Here is a 25,721-nt window from a genome sequence, read left to right as displayed (position 1 = left end):
AGCGCCGGATGACGTTTCACTTATCCGGCCTACAATGTAGGCCCGGAAAGCGCAGCGCCACCGGGCAGAACGTCATTAGCGAGTGACTTCCACTTTCGCCAGTTTTTCGTAGTAGCACGCAATCGCGCTGTGATCAGCCGTTCCCAGACCATCGGCACGCAAGGCCTGCATCATCTCCATCACCGCAGCGGTCAGCGGCAGCTGCGCGCCCACGCCGTGAGAGGTATCCAGCGCGTTCGCCAGATCTTTAATATGCAGATCGATACGGAAGCCCGGCTTGAAGTTGCGATCCATCACCATCGGCGCTTTGGCGTCCAGCACGGTGCTCCCCGCCAGACCGCCGCGAATCGCCTGATACACCAGGTCCGGATTGACGCCTGCTTTGGTCGCCAGGGTCAGGGCTTCAGACATCGCGGCAATGTTCAGCGCCACAATCACCTGGTTCGCCAGCTTGGTGACGTTGCCCGCGCCGATTTCACCGGTGTGTACCACGGAACCGGCCATCGCTTTCAGCAGGTCGTAATATTTGTCGAAAATCGCTTTATCACCACCAACCATTACCGAAAGAGTACCGTCGATGGCTTTTGGCTCGCCGCCGCTCACCGGTGCATCCAGCATCTCCACGCCTTTCGCTTTCAGCGCTTCGCTGATTTCGCGGCTCGCCAGCGGGGCGATAGAGCTCATGTCGATCAGAACCAGGCCCGGCTTCGCGCCTTCGATCAGGCCATTTTCACCCAGCGCCACGTCCTGCACGTGCGGAGAGTTGGGCAACATGGTGATGACCACGTCGCACTGCTCGGCAATCGCTTTGGCCGTGAGGGCCGTTTCGGCTCCGGCGGCAATCAGCTCGGCGATAACTTCCGGATTGCGGTCAGAAACCACCAGTGAGTAACCTGCTTTAATCAGGTTTTTACTCATTGGTTTACCCATGATCCCCAGGCCAATAAAACCAACTTTCATCGTCATAACGTTCTCTCTTCTCAGTGGTGATTATTTTTTAAAGGAATCGGCTAACTTCTGCGTGGCAGAGCGGAAGACGCCGAGATCGCTGCCTACCGCCACAAAGGTCGCGCCCCACTCCAGGTAACGGCGGGCGTCAGCTTCGACCGGTGCCAGAATGCCGCACGGTTTGTTGTGCGCTTTGGCACGGGCGAAAATGTGCTGAATGGCGCGCTGCACATCAGGATGATTGGCGTTACCGAGGTGGCCAAACGCTGCCGCCAGATCGCTTGGGCCGACAAAGATGCCGTCCACACCGTCGGTAGCGGCAATGGCATCGACGTTGTCCACGCCCTGCTGGCTCTCAATCTGAACCAGGATGGTGATGTTCTTGTTGGACTGGGCAAAGTAGTCCGGCACGGTGCCAAACATGTTGGCGCGATGTGAAACCGATACCCCGCGAATGCCTTCCGGCGGATAGCGGGTCGAGGCGACGGCCTGCACGGCTTCTTCCACATTTTCCACAAACGGGATCAGGAAGTTATAGAAGCCGATATCCAGCAGGCGCTTGATAATCACCGGCTCGTTGGTCGGAACACGCACCACCGGCGCACTGTGGCTGCCTTTCAGCGCCATCAGCTGCGGAATAAAGGTGCTGATATCGTTCGGGGCGTGTTCACCGTCTAGCACCAGCCAGTCAAAACCGGCCAGCCCCAGAACTTCCGTGCTAATAGGGCTTGCCAGCGCAGACCAGCAGCCAATTTGAATCTCTTTTGCCGCCAGAGCTGCTTTAAACTTGTTCGGGAAAATATCGTTACTCATCGCTTTCACCTTCAATGAATCGTTATTTTTGCAATTCCATACGCTTGATATCGCCTACGACGAAGAGGTAGCAGAACATCGCCCCTAGCGCAGAACAGCCAACGAAGACCAGCGCCGCATTGAACGAATGCAGTTCACTTACCAGATAACCAATCACCAGCGGGGTGACAATCGACGCCACGTTACCGAAGACGTTAAACACGCCACCGCACAGGCCCACAATTTCTTTTGGCGCAGTATCGGAAATCACCGGCCAGCCCAGCGCACCAAAGCCTTTACCGAAGAACGCCAGCGCCATCAGCGCGACAACCAGTACCGTGTTGTTGGTGTAGTTGCACAGGATAATGGAGGAGGCCAGCAGCATGCCGAGCACAATCGGCAGCTTACGCGCCAGGGTGATCGACTTACCGGTTTTAATCAGATGGTCCGAGAACACCCCGCCCAGCACGCCACCCGCAAAACCGCACAGCGCCGGGATGGACGCCACCATGCCGACTTTCAGGATCGACATACCTTTTTCTTGCACCAGGTAAATCGGGAACCAAGTGAGGAAAAACCAAGTAATGGTGTTGATAAAGTATTGACCAAAAAATACGCCCAGCATCATGCGGTTGGTCAATAACTGTTTGATGTAATGCAGCTTTGGACCGCTCGCCGCTTTGTCGCCCGGTTTTTTATGATCCATGTCGACCACCGCGCCGCCGTCAGAGATGAACTTTAGCTCTTCGGCAGACATACGCGGGTGGTCGGTTGGGTTATGGATGAACTTCACCCACATGCCGGTCAGAATGAAACCAATCACCCCCATCACGGTGAAGACGTGTTCCCAGCCCCACGCAAAGGTCAGCCAGCCGAGCAGTGGCGAGAACAGCGCGAGGGAGAAATACTGCGCGGAGTTAAAAATCGCCGAGGCGGTGCCGCGCTCTTTGGTCGGGAACCAGGCCGCCACGATACGGGCGTTGGCCGGGAATGACGGTGCCTCCGAGAAACCGAGCATAAAGCGCATACAGAACATGGAGATACCAGCCCATGCCAGCGGGAAGAAATCGACGAAACCTTGCATGAACGTAAACAGCGACCAGAAGAACAGGCTGTAGGTATAGACTTTCTTCGAGCCAAATTTATCCAGCAGCCAGCCGCCAGGAATTTGCATCAGCAGATAGGCCCAGCCAAACGCGGAGAAGATGTAGCCCATCGATACGGCGCTTAACTGCAGCTCTTTCGCCACTTCGGTTCCGGCAATTGACAGCGTGGCGCGGTCAGCGTAGTTCACCGCCGTCACGATAAAAATAATCAGTAATATTAAATGACGGGTATGAATACCCTTTTTCGTTTCTACAGTTGTTTCCAGTGACATGTTTATTTCCTCAGGCACATCGATCCAGATATTTTTATTATTTTGAATAAGTCATTACTGATTATTTATTGATAGCAGGCAATATCCGTTAATTAACCAGATGCATTGAAATCGTGATTAAGTATAAACATCCGACTGGGGCTGCACATTGTCGTATCGCTCAATTTTAAATGCCTGTTCAAACGTTATTTTGAGCATATGCACAACATCATGGGCGCTGATGCACAGATTTACGCATTGCCTCCCAGGCGGCGCTATGGCTCGCACCGATGAGTGATCTCGGTCACATTTTTATCGTTTCAGTCCTGACATTCTTTATCCAAGAAGGCAGCGTCTTTATTTCTGACAATAAGAAAATAAACACTCGCTTAACAGCATTTAATATCTAAAGTTTTACTGGAGAATAATGAGCAATGGCCGACATTAACATTCGACAAACGTCGCCGACGGCGTTCTATATAAAGGTGCACGACACGGATAACGTGGCGATTATTGTTAACGACAATGGCCTGAAAGCCGGAACGCGTTTCCCAGATGGCCTGACGCTGATTGAACATATTCCCCAGGGGCACAAAGTCGCACTGGTCGATATTCCTGCTCACGGTGAAATCGTCCGTTACGGGGAAGTCATCGGCTACGCTGTACGGGCTCTCCCGCAGGGCAGCTGGATTGACGAATCGTTAGTTGAACTGCCGAAAGCGCCGCCGCTGAATACCCTGCCGCTGGCGACACGCGTGCCTGAACCGCTACCGCCACTGGAAGGCTACACCTTCGAAGGCTATCGCAACAAAGATGGCAGTGTCGGCACCAAAAACCTGCTCGGCATTACCACCAGCGTGCATTGTGTGGCGGGCGTGGTGGATTACGTGGTGAAAATCATCGAGCGCGATCTGCTGCCAAAATACCCGAACGTCGACGGTGTGGTGGGCCTGAACCACCTGTACGGCTGCGGCGTGGCGATCAACGCTCCGGCTGCCGTGGTGCCGATTCGCACCATTCACAACATCTCGCTCAACCCGAATTTTGGCGGCGAAGTGATGGTGATTGGTCTGGGCTGTGAGAAGCTCCAGCCAGAACGTCTGTTGCAGGGCACTGAAGATGTGCAGGCGATTGCGGTGGATGATGCCAGCATTGTCCGCCTGCAGGACGAGCATCACGTCGGCTTTAAATCAATGGTTGACGATATTTTGCAAGTCGCGGTGCGCCACCTGGAAAAACTCAACCAACGCCAGCGCGAAACGTGCCCGGCATCTGAGCTGGTTGTCGGTACTCAGTGCGGCGGCAGCGATGCGTTCTCCGGCGTCACGGCCAACCCGGCTGTTGGCTATGCTTCAGACCTGTTTGTACGCTGCGGTGCTACGGTGATGTTCTCAGAAGTGACCGAAGTGCGCGATGCGATCCACCTCCTCACCCCGCGCGCCATTAACGAAGAAGTGGGCAAACGCCTGCTGGAAGAGATGGCCTGGTACGACAATTATCTCGATATGGGGCAAACCGACCGCAGCGCGAACCCGTCTCCGGGCAACAAAAAAGGTGGGCTGGCGAACGTGGTTGAAAAAGCTCTCGGATCGATTGCCAAATCCGGCCAGAGCGCGATCTCCGAAGTGCTTTCTCCGGGTCAACGCCCAACAAAACGCGGCCTGATTTATGCCGCCACACCGGCCAGCGATTTCGTTTGCGGCACGCAGCAGGTGGCGTCGGGCATTACGGTGCAAGTGTTCACGACCGGGCGCGGCACGCCGTACGGCCTGATGGCGGTGCCGGTGATCAAAATGGCGACCCGCACCGAGCTGGCAAACCGCTGGTATGACTTAATGGATATCAATGCGGGGACGATTGCGACGGGTGAAGAGACGATTGAGGATGTGGGCTGGAAGCTGTTCCACTTTATTCTGGATGTGGCGAGCGGGCGTAAGAAAACCTTCTCGGATCAATGGGGATTGCACAACCAGCTGGCGGTGTTTAACCCGGCTCCGGTGACGTGATGCCTTTTGCTGCCTGAAGCCCTCACCCCGCCCCTCTCCCACAGGGAGAGGGAGAACACACCAAAACGGCAACCCGAGGGTTGCCGTTTGCTTTTACCTTGTAGCCGCCACCCGGCTCTGTTCGCACTTACTGTTTTACCCGCACCACTTCAATCCCCGACCGCTGAAGCTCCTGTAAGCTCTCCGCCGGAATGCCTTCGTCGGTGATGACCATATCGATACGCGGAGTATCGATGATTTTATGCAGACTTGAGCGATTGAACTTGCTGGAGTCGGTGACCACGATAATACGCTCCGCCACTTCGCACATCTTCCGATTCAGCCTGGCTTCATCCTCATTATGCGTACTGACACCTCGGTCCGTATCAATAGCATCCACGCCCAGAAACAGCAGATCGAAATGATAATTTTGCAGTGACTGCTCGGCCTGGTCGCCGTAAAACGACTGCGATTGTCGACGCAGATGGCCGCCGGTCATCAGCAGCTCAACGCCTTCAGCCTCCAGCAGTGCATTCGCCACGTTCATGCCGTTGGTCATGGCAATCACATCATTATGCTGGCGCAGCATGCGCGCGATTTCGTAGGTGGTGGTCCCGGAGTCAAGAATGATGCGATGGCCAGGTTTAATCAGATCCGCCGCCGCCTGCGCAATACTGCGTTTGACCGCTGTATTAAGCGAACTTTTATCCTCGACGGAAGGCTCTACGCCAGGCGTATTCCCGTCGCAAATCAACGCGCCACCGTAGGCGCGAACGGCGATGCCCTGTTTTTCGAGGAACGCCAGATCGTTACGGATCGTCACCGTTGAAACACCATAAAGCTGCGAAAGATCGTTTACCTGTACGCTTCCCTGCTGCCTCAGCCGCTGGATAATATGTTCACGCCTTTCGCTGGTGCCAGTGATGCGCTTTTCCATAGAGGAATCAGTGCTGCTCATACGAGCTCCTTTGAGAAAATCTTTCGTTTCATTTCGTTTTACCCATTAACGCCTTTCTTTTGCGGGAATGCAAGCCCCATTAGCCTGCCAACCGTGGCTGATGCCTTTGCTGAAACCTTTCATTATGTTTCTTTTGTGAAACAGATCGGAAAACCATTATCTTTCGTTTTATTTTTATAGCACCATCGCGCAGTATAAAGTGAAATAAAACGAAAGATAAGCACGCGAACCATCCAACGTGGAGAGGAAAGTGAAACATCTTATTGAAATGGTGGAATTGCATAAAGCTGGTGCAGCCAACGGAATTTATGCCGTCTGCTCCGCACATCCGCTGGTACTCGAAGCTGCCATTCGCTTCGCCGGCGATAGTCACACCGCCCTGCTGGTTGAAGCAACGTCCAACCAGGTGGATCAGTTTGGCGGCTACACGGGCATGACACCCGCCGATTTTCACGGCTTTGTCAGCCAGCTTGCCGAGCGTCTCAACTTCCCGCTCTCGCAGCTGATTTTAGGCGGCGATCATCTCGGCCCAAATCGCTGGCAAAACCTCACCGCCAGTGAAGCAATGGCGAACGCTGACGACCTGATCAAAAGCTACGTGGCCGCAGGATTCACAAAGATCCACCTCGATTGCAGCATGTCCTGCGAGGACGATCCGGTTCCACTGACGGATGAGATCGTCGCAGAGCGCGCCGCGCGACTGGCAAAAATAGCTGAACAGGCCCGCCGCGAACATTTTGGCGAATCTGACCTGGTGTACATCATTGGCACAGAAGTCCCGGTTCCCGGCGGTGCTCATGAGGCGTTAACCGAGCTGGAAGTCACTACGCCCGAAGCGGCGCGCGCCACGCTGGAAGCCCATCGCCTCGCTTTCGAAAAACAGGGGCTGGCTGATATCTGGCCGCGCATCATCGGCCTGGTAGTGCAACCTGGCGTCGAGTTCGACAACACCCACGTGATTGACTATCGGCCAGAAAAAGCCGTCGCACTGAGCGAAATGGTGAACGCCTATGATTCACTCGTCTTTGAAGCGCACTCCACCGATTACCAGACGCCGCAGGCCCTGCGCCAGCTGGTGAAAGATCACTTCGCGATTTTAAAAGTCGGCCCGGCGCTGACCTTTGCCCTGCGTGAAGCCCTGTTCTCGCTAGCCGCGATTGAAGAAGAGCTGCTGCCCGCCAAAGCCAGCTCCGGCCTGCGTCAGGTGCTGGAAAGCGTGATGCTGGATCGCCCCGAATACTGGCAAAGCCACTACCACGGTGACGGCAACGCGCGACGACTGGCTCGCGGCTACAGCTATTCGGACCGCGTTCGCTACTACTGGCCGGACAGCCAGATCGACGACGCCTTCGAACGACTGGTGCGTAATCTGGCGGATGAGCCTATTCCGCTCCCGCTCGTGAGTCAGTACTTACCGCTGCAGTATCGAAAAGTTCGCGAGGAGGCTCTCAAGGCGACGCCGCGAGAACTCATCATCGACCACATTCAGGACATACTGCGCCAGTATCACGCAGCCTGTCAGGGCACGTCGTCCCATAACGCATAACAACGAAGAGGATAATGCTATGCCAAACATTGTCTTATGCCGCATCGATGAGCGTCTAATCCACGGTCAGGTGGGCGTTCAGTGGGTCGGATTCGCAGGCGCGAATCTGGTGCTGGTCGCCAATGATGAGGTCGCTGAGGATTCGGTCCAGCAAAACCTGATGGAAATGGTGCTGGCAGAAGGTATCGACGTGCGCTTCTGGTCTCTGCAAAAAGTGATCGACAGCATTCATCGCGCGGCAGACCGCCAGAAAATCCTGCTGGTCTGCAAATCACCCGCCGATTTTCTGACCCTCGTCGAGGGTGGCGTTCCGGTTAAACGTATCAATGTGGGAAACATGCACTACGCCAATGGCAAACAACAAATTGCCAAAACGGTCTCTGTCGATGCCGGTGATATCGCGGCATTTAGCGACCTGAAAGCCGCCGGGGTGGAATGCTTTGTTCAGGGCGTTCCGACAGAACCCGCTTTGGATCTCTTTAAACTACTCTGAGGGATTCACAATGGAAATCAGTCTGTTGCAGGCATTCGCGTTGGGCATTCTCGCCTTTATCGCGGGCCTGGATATGTTCAACGGGTTAACACACATGCACCGCCCTGTGGTGCTTGGGCCACTGGTGGGCCTGATTCTGGGCGATCTGCATACGGGGATTTTGACCGGCGGGACGCTGGAACTGGTGTGGATGGGTCTGGCCCCGCTGGCAGGCGCGCAGCCCCCAAACGTCATTATCGGCACCATCGTCGGGACCACCTTCGCCATCACCACGGGTGTGAAACCGGAGGTCGCCGTCGGCGTCGCCGTGCCGTTCGCCGTGGCGGTGCAGATGGGCATTACCTTCCTGTTCTCGGTGATGTCCGGCGTGATGGCCCGCTGCGACAAAATGGCGGCGAACGCCGATACCAACGGGATCGAGCGGGTGAATTATCTGGCGCTGCTGGCCCTCGGGATATTCTATTTTCTCTGCGCATTCCTGCCGATTTACTTCGGGGCAGAACATGCCAAAACCGCCATCGACGTGCTGCCGGCTCGCCTGATTGATGGCCTCGGCGTGGCGGGCGGCATCATGCCTGCGATTGGCTTTGCCGTGCTGCTGAAAATCATGATGAAAAACGTCTACATCCCGTATTTCATCCTCGGTTTTGTTGCCGCCGCGTGGCTCAAACTGCCGGTGCTGGCGATTGCTGCCGCTGCGCTGGCAATGGCATTGATCGATTTTGTGCGTAAATCACCGGAACCGGCCGCGCCGGTCGCTCAGAAAGAGGAATTCGAAGATGGCATCTAATCAAACCACTCTGCCGACTGTTTCCGATACCGACGAGACGCTGCTGTCCGGCGTGAATGAAAATATCTATGAAGATCAGACTATCGGTGCGGAGCTGACGAAAAAGGATATCAACCGCGTGGCGTGGCGTTCGATGCTGCTGCAGGCGTCGTTCAACTACGAGCGTATGCAGGCTTCGGGCTGGCTGTATGGCCTGCTTCCGGCATTGAAAAAAATCCACACTAACAAACGCGATCTGGCTCGCGCCATGAAAGGCCACATGGGATTTTTCAACACCCATCCGTTCCTGGTGACCTTTGTGATCGGCATTATCCTGGCGATGGAACGTTCCAAGCAGGATGTGAACAGCATTCAAAGCACTAAAATTGCGGTAGGTGCACCGCTTGGGGGAATTGGCGATGCCATGTTCTGGCTAACGCTATTGCCCATCTGCGGCGGTATCGGTGCCAGCCTCGCGCTGCAAGGCTCAATTCTTGGCGCAGTCGTGTTTATTGTGATGTTTAACGTGGTACATCTGGGGCTGCGTTTTGGGCTGGCGCACTATGCTTATCGGATGGGTGTCGCCGCTATTCCACTGATCAAAGCCAACACCAAAAAGGTAGGCCATGCGGCGTCTATTGTCGGGATGACGGTCATTGGTGCGCTGGTCGCCACCTATGTGCGCCTGAACACTACGCTTGAGATCACGGCGGGCGATGCGGTGGTGAAACTGCAAACCGATGTTATCGACAAGCTGATGCCCGCGTTTCTGCCGCTGGTCTACACCCTGACGATGTTCTGGCTGGTACGCCGTGGCTGGAGTCCGTTACGCCTGATTGGCATCACGGTGGTTCTGGGCGTAGTCGGTAAGTTCTGTCAATTCCTTTAAATTAAAGAGGTCTTCGATGTTAGGCATTATTTTGACGGGCCACGGTGGATTTGCTAGCGGGCTGGAAAAAGCGATGAAGCAGATCCTCGGTGAACAGGAACAGTTTGTCGCCATCGACTTTCCCGAAACCTCCACCACTGCGCTGCTGACTTCGCAGCTGGAACAGGCGATTGGCAGCCTGGACGGTGGGCAAGACATCGTCTTTCTGACCGACTTACTCGGCGGCACGCCGTTTCGCGTCGCCTCGACGATGGCGATGGAAAAACCGGGCTGGGAAGTGATTACCGGCACCAACTTGCAGCTGCTGCTGGAGATGGTGATGGAGCGTGACGGCCTGAGCAGTGAAGCGTTTCGCTTGCAGGCTCTGGAGTGCGGGCATCGCGGGCTGACCAGTCTGGTCGATGAACTCGGGCGCTGTCGCGAAGAAAAGCCCGTTGAGGAAGGCATCTAAACACTGATTTTATTCCGGGCAGGCTCTCCCCCTTAGCCCTTTTATTGTGTATGACCTTGGCCTTCGGTGAGATCCGCAAGGCCTTTCTTTTCCTTTCTAAAAACCCCTGAACTCACATTTTCGTTTTATTTCTTTTATACCTGTTGATCTTTCGATTTCCTTTCGATAAATTTTAATCAATCGAACAAGCGAAACGAAACGAAAGACAAGGCACTGTTGCTGAAGTCTGATGTCGGTTTCACCCAACTAAGGACTGCGTTATGCCAGAAACCAAAACTGCCACCGGCACCTGGACGGAAAAAGAGATCCGTCAGCAGCCAGAATGCTGGAGCCGTTCGCTTAATCATATCGACAACATTAGACAGACTCTCGATCAGTTCCTCTCCCCGTTGTTACAAAAAGACGATCTGCGGATCGTGCTGACGGGTGCGGGAACATCGGCATTTATCGGCGACATTATCGCCCCGTGGCTTTCGCGCCACACCGGGAAAAATTTTAGTGCTATTCCGACCACCGATCTGGTGACCAACCCGATGGATTATCTGAGCCCGGCGCATCCATTGCTGCTGGTCTCTTTCGCCCGCTCCGGCAACAGCCCGGAAAGCGTGGCGGCCGTAGAGCTGGCAAACCAGTTCGTCCCTGAGTGTTATCACCTGTCGATCACCTGTAACGAGGCCGGTAGCCTCTACAAAAATGCGGTCGATAGCGACAACGCTTTCGCTCTGCTGATGCCTGCCGAAACCCACGATCGCGGTTTTGCGATGACCAGCAGCATCACCACCATGATGGCCAGCTGCCTCGCGGTGTTCGCCCCGGACACGATCAACAGCAACACCTTCCAGGACGTGGCGGATCGCTGTCAGTCGATCCTCTCTTCACTCAGCGATTTCAGCCAGGGTGTATTTGGCGAGAAACCGTGGAAGCGGATCGTTTATCTCGGTAGCGGCGGTTTGCAGGCAGCCGCGCGTGAATCTGCGCTGAAAGTGCTGGAGTTGACTGCCGGGAAAGTGGTTGCCTTTTACGACTCACCAACCGGATTCCGTCATGGCCCGAAATCATTGATCGATAACGAAACGCTGGTGGTGGTGTTTGTCTCCAGCCATCCGTATACGCGTCAGTACGATCTTGACCTGCTGGAAGAGTTGCGCCGCGATGGCCAGGCAATGCACGTCGTCGCCATCACCGCTGAACACGATCCGGTGACCGACTCCGGCCCTCACATTCTGCTGCCCGCTTCACGCCCGTTCCTCGATGTAGAACTGGCCTTCTGTTTCCTGATTTACGCCCAGGTGTTCGCATTAACGCAGTCAATTAACGTCGGGAATACCCCGGACACCCCATCCGTCAGCGGCACTGTGAACCGCGTGGTGCAAGGCGTTGTGATTCACCCGTGGCAGACCCCAAGGAGCGCATCATGAGCATCATCTCAACCAAATATCTTCTGCAGGATGCGCAGGCAAAAGGGTACGCCGTGCCTGCGTTTAACATCCACAACGCTGAGACGATCCAGGCGATCCTCGAAGTGTGCAGCGAAATGCGATCCCCGGTGATCCTCGCCGGGACGCCCGGCACCTTTAAACATATCGCACTCGAAGAGATCTACGCCCTGTGTAGCGCCTACTCCATCAGCTACGACATGCCGCTGGCGCTGCACCTCGATCACCATGAATCTCTGGAGGATATTCGCCGCAAGGTCAACGCTGGCGTGCGCAGCGCGATGATTGACGGCAGCCATTTCCCGTTTGAGCAAAACGTGAAGCTAGTGAAATCGGTGGTGGATTTCTGCCATCTCAATGATTGCAGCGTCGAGGCAGAACTGGGACGGCTGGGCGGCGTGGAGGACGATATGAGCGTGGACGCCGAAAGCGCGTTTCTGACCGATCCGCAGGAGGCCAGGCGCTTTGTCGAACTGACCGGCGTCGACAGCCTGGCGGTGGCGATTGGCACGGCGCATGGTCTGTACACCAAAACGCCGAAAATTGATTTTAAGCGTCTGGGCGAGATCCGCGATGTGGTGGATATTCCGCTGGTGCTGCACGGTGCGAGCGATGTGCCCGATGAGTATGTGCGTCGCACCATTGAGCTTGGCGTGTGCAAAGTGAACGTCGCGACGGAGCTGAAAATCGCATTTTCCGACGCAGTCAAAGCGTGGTTCCGAGAAAATCCGCAGGGTAACGACCCGCGTTACTACATGCGGGTGGGCATGGATGCCATGAAAGAGGTGGTCAAAAACAAAATCAACGTCTGCGGTTCGGCCAATAAGCTGGTGCTCGACTCGACAACCGTTGCATAAATACAACAACACTCACAATCCAATATCGGCAGGAAGGAAGACTATGAGTAGCCCCAATATTCTCTTAACCCGGATCGATAACCGCCTGGTGCATGGCCAGGTGGGTGTGACATGGACATCAACTATCGGTGCCAATTTGTTGATCGTTGTCGACGATGAGGTTGCCAAAGACGAGATCCAACAAAAACTCATGGGGATCACCGCGGATACCTACGGTTTTGGTATCCGCTTTTTCTCCATCGAGAAGACTATCGCCATCATTGAAAAAGCCGCGCCGCACCAGAAAATTTTCCTGATTTGTCGCACGCCGGACATCGTCAGAAAACTGATTGAAAGCGGCGTGCCGCTCAATGATGTCAACGTTGGGAATATGCACTTTTCGGAAGGCAAAAAACAAATCAGCAGCAAGGTGTATGTCGACGAACGGGATCTCGACGATCTGCGTTTTATCAAGCGCAGCGGCGTGAATCTCTTTATCCAGGATGTTCCGGGGGACGCAAAAGAAGGTATCCCCGATTAGTGGCAGTGTCTCGACATTCAAATAGCTGAAGTCATCATTACGAGGCAAAAAAATGCACGAAATAACATTAATTCAGGGGATATCCCTGGCTGCTTTAGTTTTCTTTCTAGGGATAGATTTCTGGCTGGAAGCGCTGTTTCTGTTTCGCCCGATCATTGTCTGTACGCTTACCGGGGCGATTCTGGGCGATATCCACATTGGCCTCATCACCGGCGGTTTGACTGAGCTGGCCTTTGCTGGTTTAACGCCTGCCGGGGGCGTACAGCCACCGAACCCGATCATGGCCGGGGTGATGACCACCGTCATTGCCTTTTCGACCGGCGTCGATGCGAAAACCGCCATCGGGCTTGGGCTGCCGTTTAGCCTGCTAATGCAGTACGTGATTCTATTCTTCTACTCGGCATTCTCGCTGTTTATGTCGAAGGCTGATAAGTATGCGAAAGAGACCAATACCTCCGCTTTCGCCCGGCTGAACTGGACCACGACGCTGATTGTCGCCTGCACCTACGCCATTATCACCTTCCTGTGCACTTACCTGGCACAAGGGGCGATGCAGGCGCTGGTCAAAGCGATGCCAGCCTGGCTGACCCACGGCTTTGAAGTGGCGGGCGGCATTCTGCCAGCGGTCGGTTTTGGCTTGCTGCTTCGCGTGATGTTCAAGGCGCAGTACATCCCTTATCTCATCGCCGGATTTTTGTTTGTCTGTTACATCCAGGTCAGCAATCTGCTGCCGGTGGCCGTGTTAGGCGCCGGATTTGCAGTGTATGAATTCTTTAACGCTAAAGCCAAAAACGCGGCGCAGCCACCCGCAAATACCGCGAAAAAAGATGAAGAGGATTACAGCAATGGGATCTGAAATCAGTAAAAAAGACATTACGCGCCTGGGGTTCCGATCCTCTCTGTTGCAGGCGAGCTTTAACTACGAACGCATGCAAGCAGGCGGTTTTACCTGGGCGATGTTGCCGATCCTGAAGAAGATCTACAAAGGCGACAAAGAAGGTCTCAGCGCGGCGATGAAGGATCATCTGGAATTTATCAACACCCACCCAAACCTGGTCGGGTTCCTGATGGGGCTGCTGATCTCTATGGAGGAGAAAGGTGAAGACCGTAGCACCATCAAAGGGCTGAAAGTGGCGCTGTTTGGCCCTATCGCTGGGATCGGTGACGCAATTTTCTGGTTTACGCTGCTGCCGATCATGGCGGGGATTTGCTCCTCCTTTGCCAGCCAGGGCAACCTGCTGGGACCGATCCTGTTCTTCGGCGTTTATCTTGCGATCTTCTTCCTGCGCGTCGGCTGGACCCACGTGGGTTATACGGTGGGGATCAAGGCTATCGATAAGGTGCGAGAAAATTCGCAGATGATTGCCCGCTCGGCAACGATTCTCGGGATCACGGTGATCGGCGGGCTTATTGCCTCATACGTACATATCAACGTGGTAACTAGCTTCGCTATCGACGCCACTCATAGCGTGGCGCTGCAAAAGGACTTCTTCGATAAAGTGTTCCCGAACATTTTGCCGATGGGTTATACCCTGCTGATGTACTACCTGCTGCGGGTGAAGAAAGCGCATCCGGTGCTGTTGATTGCCGTCACGTTTGTGTTGGCGATTGTCGGGTCGGCGCTGGGGATTTTGTAACGAAGGGCGTGCCGGGCGGCGCTGCGCTTGCCCGGCCTACAACGACTGATTCACCTGCCAGTGGCCGCCTTTCTTCGGGCCAATACGTTGCAGCAAGGATTTTTCCTGCAGCTGTTTGAGATAGCGTTCAATTGTGCGCGATGTGGTTCCGGTTTGTTCCGCCAACGCTGCTGCCGACAACTTCGGGTTATCCTGCAAAATCTGCAGAATGTCGCGTTCTGTTGCGGTCAGATATGCCGCTCTTTCTTCCGACATTTTATCCGACATTTTATCCGACACGGAAAGGGATTGGGATATGCCTTCCCGAAGTGCATCGCCCATATTTTTTAGCATAAACTCGATGAACGCTGTGCAGTCGCTGGCTTTATCGCACTGACCCAGTATCTGGTAATAATGAGCTTGTTGATAGTAGATCAGGGTTTCAACCGGCAGCCACGCCAGCTCATTTCGCCAGTGGCTCAAAATCAGCGTTTGCCACAAACGGCCCATGCGGCCATTCCCGTCGGCAAACGGATGAATAAATTCAATTTCGTAATGAAAGACCGAGCTGGCAATCAGGGGGTGAAGGTCCGTCTTTTTGAGCCAGTCCAGCAGGTCATCAACGAGGCGCGGCATCTGCGATGCAGGTGGTGCCATATGCACCAGCGTATTGCCACGGTAAATGCCGACATCGCCAGTCCGTAGCTTCCCCGGATTATCGACGAGGCCAGTCATGAGTAAACGGTGTGCGCTCAGAAGATCGCTGAGATTCGAGGCTTTCCAGTCAGGCATTTTCTCATATGCGAGAATGGCGTTTCGCACCTCCTGAATATCCTTTTCAGGCGCCAGCACTCTCTTGCCATCCATGATCGCTGTTACCTGGCCTGTCGTCAGCGAGTTATGCTCTATCGCCAGGGACGCCTGAATGGTACGAATACGGTTTTCTTTGCGAAGCAGCGGTGAAGCGCGCCCAGACTGAGCCGCCCAATGCCCCAGCAGTTCACCAATCTCCACAACCTGATTGAGGATGGATGGCGTGATGGTGAAAGGAGGCTGGTAGCGGCTCACGGATTATTCCCCCTGCTGCTCCAGCGCATGCTTGTACAGCGCATTCTTTTTCACGCCGTGGATTTCGGCGGCAAGCGCAGCGGCTTTTTTTAGCGGCAGTTCGGCTTGCAGGAGCGCCAGGGTGCGCAGCGCTTCGGCAGGCAGCGCGTCTTCCTGCGCTTTATGGCCTTCAACAATCAGGACCATCTCACCCTTACGGCGGTTTTCGTCCTCTTTCACCCACGCCAGCAGTTCACCGACCGGTGCGCCGTGGATGTTTTCCCAGGTTTTGGTCAGCTCGCGGGCCAGCACCACGTAGCGGGATTCGCTCCAGACGGCAACCATATCTTCTAAACTGTCCAGCAGACGATGGGTGGATTCATAGAAAATCAGGGTACGCGGTTCGGCTTCAAGATCTTTCAGTACGTCGCGGCGGCCTTTGGATTTTGCCGGTAAGAAACCTTCGTAGCAGAAACGGTCAGATGGCAGACCCGCAGCGCTCAGCGCGGCAATCGCGGCGCACGGCCCCGGCAGAGGCACCACGCGGATACCTGCTTCGCGGCAGGTACGCACCAGATGATAGCCAGGATCGTTAATCAGCGGCGTGCCGGCATCAGACACCAGCGCGATGTTCGTCCCTTCTTTCAGTTTGGCCACCAGCGATTCGGCTTTTTGTTGCTCATTGTGATCGTGCAAAGCGAACATTTTGGCGCTAATGGCGAAGTGTTGCAGCAGCAGGCCGGTGTGGCGTGTGTCTTCGGCGGCAATTAAATCAACAGCTTGTAAAACGGTGAGCGCACGTTGGGTAATATCAGACAAATTCCCGATAGGAGTAGGTACAATATAAAGCTGGCCTTGAGAATTATCTGCCGTTTCGTGTTGTTTCATTGTTTAGTCCGTATTGCCGATTTAATATTGAGCATTGCCTAAAAAATATCACTGGATACAGTATGGTACCCTTAACGTTTCTTCGAACAAAAGCTTCGCGCAGCCTGCCCATTGTGCTGGCAGCCTTGATTTTCGCAGGCTGTGGCACTCAGGCGCCCGATCAGACTGCTGCCCATATGGAGGGTACTGCGCAGGCTGATTCCGGCTATTATCTGCAACAGATGTCGCAAAGCTCAGATGATACCAAGACCAACTGGCAATTACTTGCCATTCGTTCACTGCTGAAAGAGGGCAAAACCCAGCAGGCGGTCGATCTGTACAACCAGTTGCCGCAGGAATTGAACGATACTCAGCGTCGCGAACAGACTCTGCTGTCGGCGGAAGTGAAAACCGCGCAGAAAGATTATCCGGCCGCGAAAAAGATCCTCGCCGATATCGACGTAAAAGCGCTGGATAACAACCAGCAGGCGCGCTACTGGCAGGCGACGATTGCCGCCGAACAGGGTCGCCCTTCTCTGCCATTGCTTCGCGCACTGATTGCCCAGGAGCCGCTGCTGAGCGGCGACGCTAAGCAGAAAAATATCGACGCCACCTGGCAGGCGCTCTCCGCCATGACGCCAGAGCAGGCACAAACGCTGGTGATCAACGCCGACGAAAACGTGCTGCAGGGCTGGCTGGATCTGCAACAAATGTGGTTCACCAACCGCAGCGATCCGAAGATGCTGAAAGCCGGAATCACCGACTGGCAGACCCGTTATCCGCAAAATCCAGGCGCGAAAATGCTGCCAACGCAGCTGGTTAACGTACAGAACTTCAAACCGGCATCTGTGAATAAAATCGCCTTGTTACTGCCTCTGAACGGCCAGGCGGCGGTGTTTGGTCGCACCATTCAGCAGGGTTTTGAAGCGGCGAAAAATGGCACCACTGCGGTTGCGGGCAGCGCGGTTCCAGCGCAAGCCGCACAGGCAGCCAACGTGAATGACGTGGTTAGCCCATCTGCGGCGGAAACTACTGATTTAACCACCACACAGGCGCCTGCCCAGGGCACCCTGCAAAATCCGGTGACGGCGCCAACAACGCCTCCGACCACTGCTCCGGCGCAAGAACCGCAAGCTCCGGCGGCACAGCAAGCGCCAGCCGCTCCGGCGACTGATGCAGCTGCTGCGCAGCCACAAACCGCAGCAACGCCGGAACAACAGCCCGCCGCACAGCCGCAGGCCGTTGCCAGCACAACCGCTAATCCAGGCGCTGAGCTGAAGATTTATGACACCAGTTCGCAGCCGCTCGATCAAGTTCTGGCGCAGGTTCAGCAGGACGGCGCCAGCATTGTTGTCGGCCCACTGTTGAAGAACAACGTTGAAGAGCTGATGAAGAGCAATACCTCGCTGAACGTGCTGGCACTCAACCAGCCAGAGCAGGTGCAGAATCGTGCGAACATCTGCTACTTCGCTCTTTCCCCAGAAGATGAGGCTCGCGACGCCGCGCGCCATATCCACGAACAGGGAAAACAAGCGCCACTGCTGTTAACGCCGCGTAGCGCACTGGGCGATCGCGTGGCGAATGCCTTTGCTCAGGAGTGGCAGCAACTGGGTGGCGGCGTGGTGCTGCAGCAGAAATTTGGTTCAACGTCTGAGCTGCGTGCGGGCGTTAACGGCGGCTCGGGTATCGCCCTGACCGGCAGTCCGGTTTCAGCCAGCCTGCCGCAGCAGCAGGGTGTTACCATCGGCGGCCTGACCATCCCCGCTCCGCCGACTGACGCGCAAATCAGCGGTGGCGGTAAAGTGGATGCGGCCTATATCGTCGCGACACCGGAAGAGATTGCCTTTATTAAACCGATGATTGCGATGCGCAACGGCAGTCAGAGCGGAGTGACCTTGTACGCCAGCTCGCGCAGCGCGCAAGGTACGGCGGGCCCGGATTTCCGTCTGGAAATGGACGGCCTGCAGTACAGCGAGATCCCGATGCTGGCAGGCAGCAATCCGGCACTGATGCAACAGGCGCTGAGCAGCGTGCGTAACGATTACTCCCTCGCACGTCTCTACGCGATGGGTGTGGATGCGTGGGCGCTGGCGAACCACTTTACCCAGATGCGCCAGGTGCCGGGATTTGAGCTTAACGGCAACACCGGCGATCTGACCGCCACCCAAGATTGCGTGATTAACAGGAAGTTATCATGGCTCAAATACCAGCAGGGGCAGATCGTCCCGGCCAGTTAAGCCGCAAACAGACCGGCGACGCGTGGGAGTTAAAAACGCGTCGCTGGCTGGAAGGCAAAGGACTGCGTTTTATCGCCGCCAACGTTCGTGAACGGGGCGGCGAAATTGATCTGATCATGAAAGAGGGTCAGGTAACCGTGTTTATTGAGGTCCGTTTTCGTCAGTCGTCCCGCTTTGGTGGCGCTGCCGCCAGCGTGACCCTCGCCAAACAACGAAAATTATTACAGACTGCCCACTTGTGGCTCGCCCGCCATAATGGGAGTTTTGATACTGTGGATTGCCGGTTCGATGTGGTAGCCTTCACCGGAAACGACGTAGAATGGCTGAAAAACGCCTTTGGCGAAGACGTCTAAAACAAAGTTTTAAAGGGATAACGTGCTCGAAAGAATTAAGGTTTGTTTCACAGAAAGCATTCAAACTCAGATTGCTGCGGCGGAAGCCCTCCCGGATGCTATTTCTCGTGCCGCGATGACGCTGGTGCAGTCCCTGCTGAACGGCAACAAAATCCTCTGTTGTGGCAATGGCACATCGGCCGCCAACGCACAGCATTTTGCTGCCAGCATGATCAATCGTTTTGAAACAGAACGCCCAAGTTTACCTGCCATTGCACTTAATACCGATAATGTGGTCTTAACGGCGATCGCCAACGATCGTCTGCATGACGAAATATACGCAAAACAGGTGCGCGCCTTAGGGCATGCTGGGGATGTTCTGCTGGCGATTTCCACACGAGGTAATAGCCGCGATATCGTCAAAGCCGTTGAAGCGGCCGTGACGCGCGATATGACCATCGTCGCACTAACCGGCTATGACGGTGGCGAACTGGCGGGTCTGTTAGGGCCGCAGGATGTGGAGATCCGCATTCCTTCGCATCGCAGCGCGCGCATTCAGGAAATGCACATGCTGACGGTGAACTGCTTATGCGATCTGATCGATAACACGCTTTTCCCTCACCAGGAATGATTAAGGAGTACTAATGAAGGCATTAACGCCCCTCGCAGTCCTTATTTCTGCGCTGCTGCTTCAGGGATGCATCGCGGCGGCCGTTGTAGGCACCGCAGCTGTCGGCACCAAAGCCGCAACCGATCCGCGTTCCGTGGGAACTCAGGTTGACGACAGTACGCTGGAACTTCGCGTCAACAGCGCTCTGTCGAAAGACGAACAAATTAAGAAAGAAGCGCGTATTAACGTGACCGCTTATCAGGGCAAAGTGCTACTGGCAGGCCAGGCACCGAATATGGATCTCGCTTCCCGCGCCAAGCAAATCGCTATGGGCGTCGATGGAGCGACCGAGGTATTCAACGAAGTGCGTCAGGGCCAGCCGATTGGTCTGGGAACCGCATCGTCTGACACCTGGATAACCACCAAAGTGCGCTCTCAACTGTTGGGCAGCGATCAGGTGAAATCGTCAAACGTCAAAGTGACGACCGAGAATGGCGAAGTCTTCCTTCTCGGCCTGGTTACAGACCGTGAAGCCAAAGCGGCTGCGGATATTGCCAGCCGGGTGAGCGGCGTGAAGAAAGTCACCACCGCGTTTACCTTTATCAAATAAGAAAATCCCCGGCTCTGACCGGGGATTTTTTTGTCTTACAGTAGCGCAATACTTCCTGTTATCACCCCACTCAATGCCACCAGCCCTCCCGTCAGCCACAGGGCTTTCGCCGGAAATGACTTACGCAGCATGATCAGCGACGGTAAACTTACCGCAGGTAGCGTCATGAGCAGCGCCAACGCGGGTGCCGCGCCCATCCCTGCCAGCATCATGGTTTGCACAATCGGAATTTCCGCCGCCGTAGGAATGACGAACAGACACCCAGCGACCGCCATCGCAATTACCCACAGCAGGGAATTATCGATCGCCCCGTCCGCGTGCGGGAACAACCAGACGCGCGCCGCGCCCAGAACCAGCACCGCCAGAATATAGACCGGGATAGTGCTCCAGAAGAGCTGCCACAGCGCTTTGCCCCAGCGGCTGAAAAAGCCGTCCTGTGATTCAATATGACTTACATCGAAAGTGCTCGCGGGTTGTGCGGTATCTTTCACCAGAGACTGCACTAATGAGGCGACCACCAGCACCATAATCAGCCCGGCAACCAGGCGGATAAGTGCGAAATGCCAGCCCAGCACAAAGCCCATAAACACAAGCGTAGCCGGATTAAGAACGGGGTTTCCCATCCAGAACGCCAGCGCGCCGCCCATCGACACATTCTGACGACGCATGCCTGCCGTGACGGGCGCCGCGCAGCAGGAGCACATCATCCCCGGCAGCGAGAAGATCGTACCAAGCAGCGTTCCCTGAAAGCGCGGTTGTCCGAGCGTGCGCATTAACCAATTACGCGGAATGAGAACCTGAACCAGTGAACCTAAAAGCACGCCTAATACCGCGGCTTTCCAGACCGCCAGGAAGTAGACCATCGCGTAATTCCAGGCTGCCTGAAGTGGACTGGAATCGGTGTGGGCGAGAATAGATTTACCGATGCTATGGGTTTCGGCGGCAGTGAACGCTTTGCCGTAATAAGGCTGCCATTTCACATACCAAAGACCCACAATAACGACGAGAAAAAAGAGTGCGGGCTTCCACCACTGAAATGGCGTTGCCGCCTGAGATGAAGACTGACCAGTCATAGCATTCCCCGGAAGTGAGATTCGTTTAGGCCGAGGAGTTTACGCCTCGCCTTTTGCGATTTCACGCAGTTTAGCCGACGGGATGATATTCACGCCCTCCTTTGAGGGGGAGCGAGCTTCGTGGAGCATGGCGCTGGCCACATCACGCGCCTGAATGGATTTCCAGTTGCCGGGAAAAAGCTGGAACAGTGGGGCAAAAATCGATTCATTAAAGCGCTGCTTTTCACGATCGCCCAGCAGCATCGACGGGCGCACAATCGTAAGCCGATCCCAGTTTTGGGCGATCAGCGCGTCTTCCATTTTGCCTTTCACTTTGTTGTAGAAGAACGGCGAGTTAGCGTTCGCGCCCATCGAGCTGACCACTAAGAAGTGCTTCGCCCCCAGACGCTTCGCGGTGAGCGCCGTGTCCACCACCAGCGTGTAGTCGGCGTGGATAAAAGCCTCTTTGCTTCCGGCTTCGCGGCGGGTGGTGCCGAGACAGCAAAAGGCGATATCAATCGGGTCCTGCACCTGCGCGAGCGCATCGGTCAGCTGTGGATCGTGAGGATTGTATACGCCCGAGATGTCCGCTAACGGGCGTCGGGTGGGCGCGGCGATGTAATTGATCCTCGTCTCCCGGATCAGCATTCTCAGAAGGTGATCGCCCACCAGCCCGGTGGATCCTGTGATTAATACCTGGCTCATTTTCTCTCCTTTGCAGATTAGTCCGTTTGCGATTTCAGCCTGCTTAGCCACACTTAAAAGTCTGTTACGGGTAAGTATTTACCACAAACGGAAAAAAATCTGTCTGAAGCCAAAACAACGGAGGAAACATGGGCAAGAAAATAGCCGTCTTGATCACCGACGAGTTTGAAGATTCAGAGTTCACCTCGCCCGCAGAGGCGTTCCGCAAAGCCGGGCACGAGGTGGTGACGATCGATAAGCAGGCCGGAAAAACAGTAAAAGGCCATAAGGGCGAGGCCAGTGTGACCATCGACAAAGCCATTGATGAAGTGCGCCCGGCAGACTTTGACGCCCTGCTGTTACCAGGCGGCCACTCCCCGGATACGCTGCGCGGCGACGAGCGCTTTGTGACGTTCACACGTGATTTTGTCTCCAGCGGCAAACCTGTTTTCGCCATCTGCCACGGGCCACAGCTGTTGATCAGCGCAGAGGTCGTGCGGGGGCGTAAGCTGACCGCGGTTAAACCCATCGTCATCGATCTGAAAAATGCAGGAGCGGATTTCTACGATCAGGAAGTGGTCGTCGATAACAATCAGCTGGTAACGAGCCGGACGCCAGACGATCTGCCGGCCTTTAACCGCGAAGCATTACGCTTGCTCGGATCGTAGCCAGTGAAGCTTCTTACCAAAACCCAGCGTGTTGTCGGTAAATTTCAGCTCATCGAGGCGAATTTCCCAGACCGGTGCTGACATGGCGAGAGCCACCGGGAAGCGGCGCGTGTAGCACTTGCGCATTGCGTCGCTCTCTTCTCCTTCCAGACGACGAATCTCGCCTTTAAATTGTACGCCACGGATCAAGGCGACATTTTTCGGCTGACCGTTGATCGTCCCCGCAACGGGCGCTTGTGGGCCTGACATCTGTGCGTGGCGGGTTTTGTCTTCACTTAACAGGTAAAAAGCGACACGATCGGGGTCGTAGTAATAAAAGGCATTTGCGCACCACAGTTCGCCCTCATTATGGACGCACCAGGTGACGACATGCTGCTTTGCCAGCCAGCGGCTAATGGCGGCCAGAGTTTCCATTTTTGCGCTCTCTCATGCTATCGTGCGTTCACCTTAACATACTGAATCTGCGAACTGTGTGCTGGTTTCTCTATCTTGTCCGAACGGGCAATAATGCGCTTTATACCGGAATTACCACCGACGTGGCGCGTCGTTTTCTTGAACATCAAACGGGGAAAGGCGCTAAAGCACTGCGGGGGAAAGGTGAGCTGACGCTGGCCTTTTCGGCACCCGTGGGCGAGCGCTCGCTGGCGCTAAAGATGGAGTACCGCATTAAGCAACTGACGAAGCGCCAGAAAGAGCGCCTCGTCGCCGGGGATGGCTCGTTTGAGGCCCTACGCGAGAGCCTGCAAACAGCGCCGATTAAAAGCGATTAAAGTGGTCGTGATATTCAACCAGACCGCTGACACCGTTCAGGGCGTCATCCGCCAGAGGATGCACCTGGAAGGCGGTTTCGGTGCCCGGCCAGCGGCAGTGCAGATCGTAAGGCGCGGCAGGCTTAAAACCAAAGCGACCGTAAAATTCCGGCTCGCCCAGCGTCACCACCGCTGCATAGCCAAATTCATTCAGAGAATCCAGCCCTTCATACACCAGTTGGCGCGCCAGCCCCTGACCGCGATAGTTTTCATCGACAGCCAGCGGTGCCATTCCCACCCACTGTAGATCCTCGCCCTGGATCGTGACCGGACTAAACGCCACGTACCCGACAACCTGGCCTTCATCGTCCGTTGCCACCAGACCGAGCGTTACCAGCCCGTCTTCGCGCAGGTCATGGACCAATCTTGCTTCGCCGTCCTCCGGGAAAGAGCGGCGTAATAATGCATCGATACCAGGGGCATCAATCCCAATTTCAACTCGAATCAGCATGGCTCACCTACTGAAGTGTGTTTACTTTCAGGCGGGTTTTTCAGGCCAGCCTCAACGAAATCGGCCATTTGCATCAACACCGTGCGCAGCGGCTTCGGCATCTGATCCAGCTCAATGGCATCCATTAAATTTTTGACGTACAGGCCCAGTTCAGTATCGCCTTCAATCACCAGACGGCGCTGGAAAAAGAGGGTGTCCGGATCCTGTTTACGGGCGGCGATCATCAGCAGATCGCTGGCATTCGCGCTGAAACTGACGTCCGCCGGAGCGGAATCACTGACCAGCAGCTTGCCGTTCTCTACGGAGGTAAACCAGCGCAGTCCAATGTCACGCACGTCGATACTCAGCCAGCGACCTTCCAGAAACGCCAGCTCGCCCTCTTCAAGCGCCTGGCGGAACTGCCAGCTTAGCACTTGCTGCAGTACCTGACGTTTAAGAGCGAACGGTGTCAGTTTTACCGGCACGCTCAGCATTGAAGGACCAAATTGTACGAGGCGTGAACGCAGTTTTTCCAGCACGAGCTTTACTCCCTGATGTCGATAATCCTGTTATTTTGCCATATCCGGCGGCCATCGTAGCGGCGTAAATCAACAAACCGTATTGTGCCGTCATTGATTATTGGTGTCATCAATACGCCATTAACTGCCTTAAATCAAAAATTGTCGCGTGGAGGTTAATTAAACTCCCCGTTCGTTAACAATTTTGCGCCCTCTGGGGCAGCCAACGTCAGGATAAATTATGGAGCTGCTCTGTCCAGCCGGAAACCTTCCGGCACTTAAAGCGGCCATCGAAAATGGCGCCGACGCGGTTTATATCGGGCTGAAAGATGACACCAACGCCCGCCATTTTGCGGGTCTTAACTTCACGGAGAAAAAGCTCCAGGAAGCGGTCAACTTCGTTCATCAGCACCGCCGCAAGTTGCATATCGCCATCAATACCTTTGCGCATCCCGATGGCTATGCACGCTGGCAGCGTGCGGTGGATATGGCGGCACAGCTCGGGGCGGACGCGTTGATTCTCGCCGACCTCGCTATGCTGGAGTATGCCGCAGAACGCTATCCACATATTGAGCGCCATGTCTCTGTTCAGGCTTCGGCAACGAATGAAGAGGCCGTGCGTTTTTATCACCGCCACTTCGACGTCGCTCGCGTGGTGCTGCCGCGCGTGCTGTCTATTCATCAGGTTAAGCAACTGGCGCGGGTCTCGCCAGTTCCGCTGGAAGTTTTTGCGTTCGGCAGTCTGTGCATCATGGCGGAAGGCCGTTGCTATCTGTCGTCTTACCTCACCGGTGAATCGCCAAACACCGTAGGCGCGTGCTCCCCTGCCCGCTTTGTGCGCTGGCAGCAGACACCTCAAGGCCTGGAATCGCGCCTGAACGACGTGCTGATCGACCGGTATCAGGACGGGGAAAACGCCGGTTATCCGACGCTGTGTAAAGGCCGCTATCTGGTCGACGGCGAGCGTTATCATGCCCTGGAAGAACCGACCAGCCTGAATACGCTTGAGTTGCTACCGGAACTGCTGGCGGCGAATATTGCCTCGGTGAAAATCGAAGGCCGCCAGCGCAGCCCGGCGTACGTGAGCCAGGTCGCCAAAGTCTGGCGTCAGGCAATCGACCGCTGCATGGCCGATCCGCAGAACTACGCCGCACAACCTGCCTGGATGGAGACCCTCGGGGCGATGTCTGAAGGCACGCAAACCACGCTTGGCGCGTATCACCGTAAATGGCAGTGAGAT

29 protein-coding genes are annotated in these 25,721 nt (G+C 55.3%); 18 read left to right on the top strand and 11 right to left on the bottom strand.

The features are described from left to right. Positions 1-75: 75 nt before the first annotated feature. From garR to C3708_RS03550, 3 genes are read right to left on the bottom strand one after another with little or no spacing between them, the layout of a single operon-like run. Positions 76-966, bottom strand: coding sequence for a 2-hydroxy-3-oxopropionate reductase (garR, locus tag C3708_RS03560; protein WP_095283519.1), 891 nt, complete (start codon positions 964-966; stop codon positions 76-78). A 24-nt stretch (positions 967-990) separates the two neighbouring features. Then, a complete protein-coding gene (gene garL / locus C3708_RS03555; protein ID WP_095283520.1) occupies positions 991-1,761 on the bottom strand; it encodes a 2-dehydro-3-deoxyglucarate aldolase in 771 nt (256 codons plus the stop codon). 22 nt (positions 1,762-1,783) lie between these two features. Next, the gene (locus C3708_RS03550; RefSeq protein WP_103948858.1) at positions 1,784-3,118 is read right to left on the bottom strand and encodes an MFS transporter; all 1,335 of its coding nucleotides are present in this window, start codon (positions 3,116-3,118) and stop codon (positions 1,784-1,786) included. Positions 3,119-3,531: 413 nt separating this feature from the next. Here C3708_RS03550 and garD point away from each other — a divergent pair, with 413 nt between their 5' ends. Then, complete coding sequence (gene garD, locus C3708_RS03545; protein ID WP_103947030.1) at positions 3,532-5,103, top strand: galactarate dehydratase; 1,572 nt, start codon at positions 3,532-3,534, stop codon at positions 5,101-5,103. Between the two features lie 127 nt (positions 5,104-5,230). Here garD and C3708_RS03540 read toward each other — a convergent pair whose 3' ends face one another. Next, positions 5,231-6,040, bottom strand: coding sequence for a DeoR family transcriptional regulator (locus C3708_RS03540; RefSeq protein ID WP_103948857.1), 810 nt, complete (start codon positions 6,038-6,040; stop codon positions 5,231-5,233). A gap of 250 nt (positions 6,041-6,290) precedes the next feature. On the opposite strand from C3708_RS03540, the gene kbaZ reads away from it, so the two are divergent. From kbaZ to agaD, 10 genes are all read left to right on the top strand, one after another. Next, complete coding sequence (gene kbaZ / locus C3708_RS03530) at positions 6,291-7,586, top strand: tagatose-bisphosphate aldolase subunit KbaZ (RefSeq protein ID WP_103947031.1); 1,296 nt, start codon at positions 6,291-6,293, stop codon at positions 7,584-7,586. A 19-nt stretch (positions 7,587-7,605) separates the two neighbouring features. Further along, on the top strand, positions 7,606-8,079 hold the full coding sequence (gene agaV / locus C3708_RS03525) for a PTS N-acetylgalactosamine transporter subunit IIB (RefSeq protein WP_103948856.1): 474 nt from the start codon (positions 7,606-7,608) through the stop codon (positions 8,077-8,079). Positions 8,080-8,089: 10 nt separating this feature from the next. Beyond that, positions 8,090-8,869 carry a PTS N-acetylgalactosamine transporter subunit IIC gene (gene agaW / locus C3708_RS03520; RefSeq protein ID WP_095283526.1) on the top strand — a complete coding sequence of 260 codons (780 nt, stop codon included), beginning with the start codon at positions 8,090-8,092 and terminating at the stop codon, positions 8,867-8,869. After that, a complete protein-coding gene (agaE, locus tag C3708_RS03515; RefSeq protein WP_103948855.1) occupies positions 8,859-9,737 on the top strand; it encodes a PTS N-acetylgalactosamine transporter subunit IID in 879 nt (292 codons plus the stop codon). Before agaW ends, agaE begins: the two co-directional genes overlap by 11 nt. Before the next feature lie 16 nt (positions 9,738-9,753). Further along, positions 9,754-10,188, top strand: coding sequence for a PTS galactosamine/N-acetylgalactosamine transporter subunit IIA (gene agaF / locus C3708_RS03510; protein WP_095283528.1), 435 nt, complete (start codon positions 9,754-9,756; stop codon positions 10,186-10,188). Positions 10,189-10,448: 260 nt separating this feature from the next. Continuing rightward, on the top strand, positions 10,449-11,606 hold the full coding sequence (locus C3708_RS03505) for an SIS domain-containing protein (RefSeq protein ID WP_103948854.1): 1,158 nt from the start codon (positions 10,449-10,451) through the stop codon (positions 11,604-11,606). Then, positions 11,603-12,481 (top strand): tagatose-bisphosphate aldolase subunit KbaY, encoded by an 879-nt coding sequence (gene kbaY / locus C3708_RS03500; RefSeq protein WP_095283530.1) that lies wholly within the window; start codon positions 11,603-11,605, stop codon positions 12,479-12,481. The genes C3708_RS03505 and kbaY overlap by 4 nt, the downstream gene beginning before the upstream one ends. 43 nt (positions 12,482-12,524) lie before the next feature. After that, positions 12,525-13,001, top strand: a complete 477-nt coding sequence (agaB, locus tag C3708_RS03495; protein ID WP_103948853.1) for a PTS galactosamine transporter subunit IIB — start codon at positions 12,525-12,527, stop codon at positions 12,999-13,001. Between the two features lie 52 nt (positions 13,002-13,053). Then, the gene (gene agaC / locus C3708_RS03490) at positions 13,054-13,857 is read left to right on the top strand and encodes a PTS galactosamine transporter subunit IIC (protein ID WP_095283532.1); all 804 of its coding nucleotides are present in this window, start codon (positions 13,054-13,056) and stop codon (positions 13,855-13,857) included. After that, entirely contained in the window at positions 13,847-14,638 is a 792-nt protein-coding gene (gene agaD, locus C3708_RS03485; RefSeq protein ID WP_095283533.1) for a PTS galactosamine transporter subunit IID, read from the top strand. Before agaC ends, agaD begins: the two co-directional genes overlap by 11 nt. Positions 14,639-14,674: 36 nt before the next feature. Here agaD and C3708_RS03480 read toward each other — a convergent pair whose 3' ends face one another. Together C3708_RS03480 and rsmI are read right to left on the bottom strand one after the other, a co-directional pair. Next, positions 14,675-15,685 carry a Fic family protein gene (locus C3708_RS03480; RefSeq protein ID WP_103948852.1) on the bottom strand — a complete coding sequence of 337 codons (1,011 nt, stop codon included), beginning with the start codon at positions 15,683-15,685 and terminating at the stop codon, positions 14,675-14,677. Between the two features lie 3 nt (positions 15,686-15,688). Then, entirely contained in the window at positions 15,689-16,552 is an 864-nt protein-coding gene (gene rsmI, locus C3708_RS03475) for a 16S rRNA (cytidine(1402)-2'-O)-methyltransferase (RefSeq protein ID WP_103948851.1), read from the bottom strand. Between the two features lie 62 nt (positions 16,553-16,614). On the opposite strand from rsmI, the gene C3708_RS03470 reads away from it, so the two are divergent. Genes C3708_RS03470 through dolP form a run of 4 tightly spaced genes read left to right on the top strand, consistent with a single transcriptional unit; the run spans position 16,615 to position 20,320 of the window. Then, positions 16,615-18,768 (top strand): penicillin-binding protein activator, encoded by a 2,154-nt coding sequence (locus C3708_RS03470; RefSeq protein ID WP_103948850.1) that lies wholly within the window; start codon positions 16,615-16,617, stop codon positions 18,766-18,768. Then, positions 18,726-19,121: a YraN family protein gene (locus C3708_RS03465; protein WP_095283536.1), complete on the top strand. Its 396-nt coding sequence runs from the start codon at positions 18,726-18,728 to the stop codon at positions 19,119-19,121. Before C3708_RS03470 ends, C3708_RS03465 begins: the two co-directional genes overlap by 43 nt. 22 nt (positions 19,122-19,143) lie before the next feature. Then, a complete protein-coding gene (diaA, locus tag C3708_RS03460) occupies positions 19,144-19,731 on the top strand; it encodes a DnaA initiator-associating protein DiaA (protein ID WP_095283537.1) in 588 nt (195 codons plus the stop codon). 13 nt (positions 19,732-19,744) lie between these two features. Next, complete coding sequence (gene dolP / locus C3708_RS03455; RefSeq protein ID WP_095283538.1) at positions 19,745-20,320, top strand: division/outer membrane stress-associated lipid-binding lipoprotein; 576 nt, start codon at positions 19,745-19,747, stop codon at positions 20,318-20,320. A gap of 35 nt (positions 20,321-20,355) precedes the next feature. On the opposite strand, the gene C3708_RS03450 is transcribed toward dolP, so the two are convergent. Both C3708_RS03450 and C3708_RS03445 read right to left on the bottom strand, forming a co-directional pair. Beyond that, positions 20,356-21,393: a permease gene (locus C3708_RS03450; RefSeq protein WP_103948849.1), complete on the bottom strand. Its 1,038-nt coding sequence runs from the start codon at positions 21,391-21,393 to the stop codon at positions 20,356-20,358. A 39-nt stretch (positions 21,394-21,432) separates the two neighbouring features. After that, entirely contained in the window at positions 21,433-22,077 is a 645-nt protein-coding gene (locus tag C3708_RS03445; protein WP_146052592.1) for an NAD(P)H-binding protein, read from the bottom strand. 128 nt (positions 22,078-22,205) lie between these two features. Here C3708_RS03445 and C3708_RS03440 point away from each other — a divergent pair, with 128 nt between their 5' ends. Continuing rightward, positions 22,206-22,724: a type 1 glutamine amidotransferase domain-containing protein gene (locus C3708_RS03440; RefSeq protein ID WP_103948848.1), complete on the top strand. Its 519-nt coding sequence runs from the start codon at positions 22,206-22,208 to the stop codon at positions 22,722-22,724. On the opposite strand, the gene C3708_RS03435 is transcribed toward C3708_RS03440, so the two are convergent. Continuing rightward, complete coding sequence (locus tag C3708_RS03435; protein WP_103948847.1) at positions 22,704-23,138, bottom strand: YhbP family protein; 435 nt, start codon at positions 23,136-23,138, stop codon at positions 22,704-22,706. The genes C3708_RS03440 and C3708_RS03435 overlap by 21 nt on opposite strands. Before the next feature lie 14 nt (positions 23,139-23,152). Here C3708_RS03435 and C3708_RS03430 point away from each other — a divergent pair, with 14 nt between their 5' ends. Further along, positions 23,153-23,494, top strand: coding sequence for a GIY-YIG nuclease family protein (locus tag C3708_RS03430; RefSeq protein WP_103947038.1), 342 nt, complete (start codon positions 23,153-23,155; stop codon positions 23,492-23,494). On the opposite strand, the gene C3708_RS03425 is transcribed toward C3708_RS03430, so the two are convergent. Both C3708_RS03425 and C3708_RS03420 read right to left on the bottom strand, forming a co-directional pair. Continuing rightward, positions 23,481-23,984: a GNAT family N-acetyltransferase gene (locus tag C3708_RS03425; protein WP_095283543.1), complete on the bottom strand. Its 504-nt coding sequence runs from the start codon at positions 23,982-23,984 to the stop codon at positions 23,481-23,483. The genes C3708_RS03430 and C3708_RS03425 overlap by 14 nt on opposite strands. Then, on the bottom strand, positions 23,978-24,502 hold the full coding sequence (locus C3708_RS03420) for an SCP2 domain-containing protein (protein ID WP_103948846.1): 525 nt from the start codon (positions 24,500-24,502) through the stop codon (positions 23,978-23,980). Before C3708_RS03420 ends, C3708_RS03425 begins: the two co-directional genes overlap by 7 nt. 220 nt (positions 24,503-24,722) lie before the next feature. Between C3708_RS03420 and C3708_RS03415 the strand changes: the two genes are divergently transcribed. Then, entirely contained in the window at positions 24,723-25,718 is a 996-nt protein-coding gene (locus C3708_RS03415) for a peptidase U32 family protein (protein WP_095283545.1), read from the top strand. Positions 25,719-25,721 lie beyond the last annotated feature (3 nt).

The sequence above is a fragment of the Lelliottia sp. 7254-16 genome, from assembly GCF_002922995.1.
GTDB lineage: Bacteria > Pseudomonadota > Gammaproteobacteria > Enterobacterales > Enterobacteriaceae > Enterobacter > Enterobacter jeotgali.
Note: the sequence above shows the minus strand (reverse complement) of the source record. Positions and strands in the feature narration are given on the sequence as shown.

Excerpts from the sequence above, each read along its gene's own strand:
- garR (WP_095283519.1), bottom strand. The coding sequence starts at position 966 with ATGACGATGAAAGTTGGTTTTATTGGCCTGGGGATCATGGGTAAACCA.
- garL (WP_095283520.1), bottom strand. The coding sequence starts at position 1,761 with ATGAGTAACGATATTTTCCCGAACAAGTTTAAAGCAGCTCTGGCGGCA.
- C3708_RS03550 (WP_103948858.1), bottom strand. The coding sequence starts at position 3,118 with ATGTCACTGGAAACAACTGTAGAAACGAAAAAGGGTATTCATACCCGT.
- garD (WP_103947030.1), top strand. The coding sequence starts at position 3,532 with ATGGCCGACATTAACATTCGACAAACGTCGCCGACGGCGTTCTATATA.
- C3708_RS03540 (WP_103948857.1), bottom strand. The coding sequence starts at position 6,040 with ATGAGCAGCACTGATTCCTCTATGGAAAAGCGCATCACTGGCACCAGC.
- agaV (WP_103948856.1), top strand. The coding sequence starts at position 7,606 with ATGCCAAACATTGTCTTATGCCGCATCGATGAGCGTCTAATCCACGGT.
- agaW (WP_095283526.1), top strand. The coding sequence starts at position 8,090 with ATGGAAATCAGTCTGTTGCAGGCATTCGCGTTGGGCATTCTCGCCTTT.
- agaE (WP_103948855.1), top strand. The coding sequence starts at position 8,859 with ATGGCATCTAATCAAACCACTCTGCCGACTGTTTCCGATACCGACGAG.
- agaF (WP_095283528.1), top strand. The coding sequence starts at position 9,754 with ATGTTAGGCATTATTTTGACGGGCCACGGTGGATTTGCTAGCGGGCTG.
- C3708_RS03505 (WP_103948854.1), top strand. The coding sequence starts at position 10,449 with ATGCCAGAAACCAAAACTGCCACCGGCACCTGGACGGAAAAAGAGATC.
- kbaY (WP_095283530.1), top strand. The coding sequence starts at position 11,603 with ATGAGCATCATCTCAACCAAATATCTTCTGCAGGATGCGCAGGCAAAA.
- agaB (WP_103948853.1), top strand. The coding sequence starts at position 12,525 with ATGAGTAGCCCCAATATTCTCTTAACCCGGATCGATAACCGCCTGGTG.
- agaC (WP_095283532.1), top strand. The coding sequence starts at position 13,054 with ATGCACGAAATAACATTAATTCAGGGGATATCCCTGGCTGCTTTAGTT.
- agaD (WP_095283533.1), top strand. The coding sequence starts at position 13,847 with ATGGGATCTGAAATCAGTAAAAAAGACATTACGCGCCTGGGGTTCCGA.
- rsmI (WP_103948851.1), bottom strand. The coding sequence starts at position 16,552 with ATGAAACAACACGAAACGGCAGATAATTCTCAAGGCCAGCTTTATATT.
- C3708_RS03470 (WP_103948850.1), top strand. The coding sequence starts at position 16,615 with ATGGTACCCTTAACGTTTCTTCGAACAAAAGCTTCGCGCAGCCTGCCC.
- C3708_RS03465 (WP_095283536.1), top strand. The coding sequence starts at position 18,726 with ATGGCTCAAATACCAGCAGGGGCAGATCGTCCCGGCCAGTTAAGCCGC.
- dolP (WP_095283538.1), top strand. The coding sequence starts at position 19,745 with ATGAAGGCATTAACGCCCCTCGCAGTCCTTATTTCTGCGCTGCTGCTT.
- C3708_RS03450 (WP_103948849.1), bottom strand. The coding sequence starts at position 21,393 with ATGACTGGTCAGTCTTCATCTCAGGCGGCAACGCCATTTCAGTGGTGG.
- C3708_RS03445 (WP_146052592.1), bottom strand. The coding sequence starts at position 22,077 with ATGAGCCAGGTATTAATCACAGGATCCACCGGGCTGGTGGGCGATCAC.
- C3708_RS03440 (WP_103948848.1), top strand. The coding sequence starts at position 22,206 with ATGGGCAAGAAAATAGCCGTCTTGATCACCGACGAGTTTGAAGATTCA.
- C3708_RS03435 (WP_103948847.1), bottom strand. The coding sequence starts at position 23,138 with ATGGAAACTCTGGCCGCCATTAGCCGCTGGCTGGCAAAGCAGCATGTC.
- C3708_RS03430 (WP_103947038.1), top strand. The coding sequence starts at position 23,153 with ATGCTATCGTGCGTTCACCTTAACATACTGAATCTGCGAACTGTGTGC.
- C3708_RS03425 (WP_095283543.1), bottom strand. The coding sequence starts at position 23,984 with ATGCTGATTCGAGTTGAAATTGGGATTGATGCCCCTGGTATCGATGCA.
- C3708_RS03415 (WP_095283545.1), top strand. The coding sequence starts at position 24,723 with ATGGAGCTGCTCTGTCCAGCCGGAAACCTTCCGGCACTTAAAGCGGCC.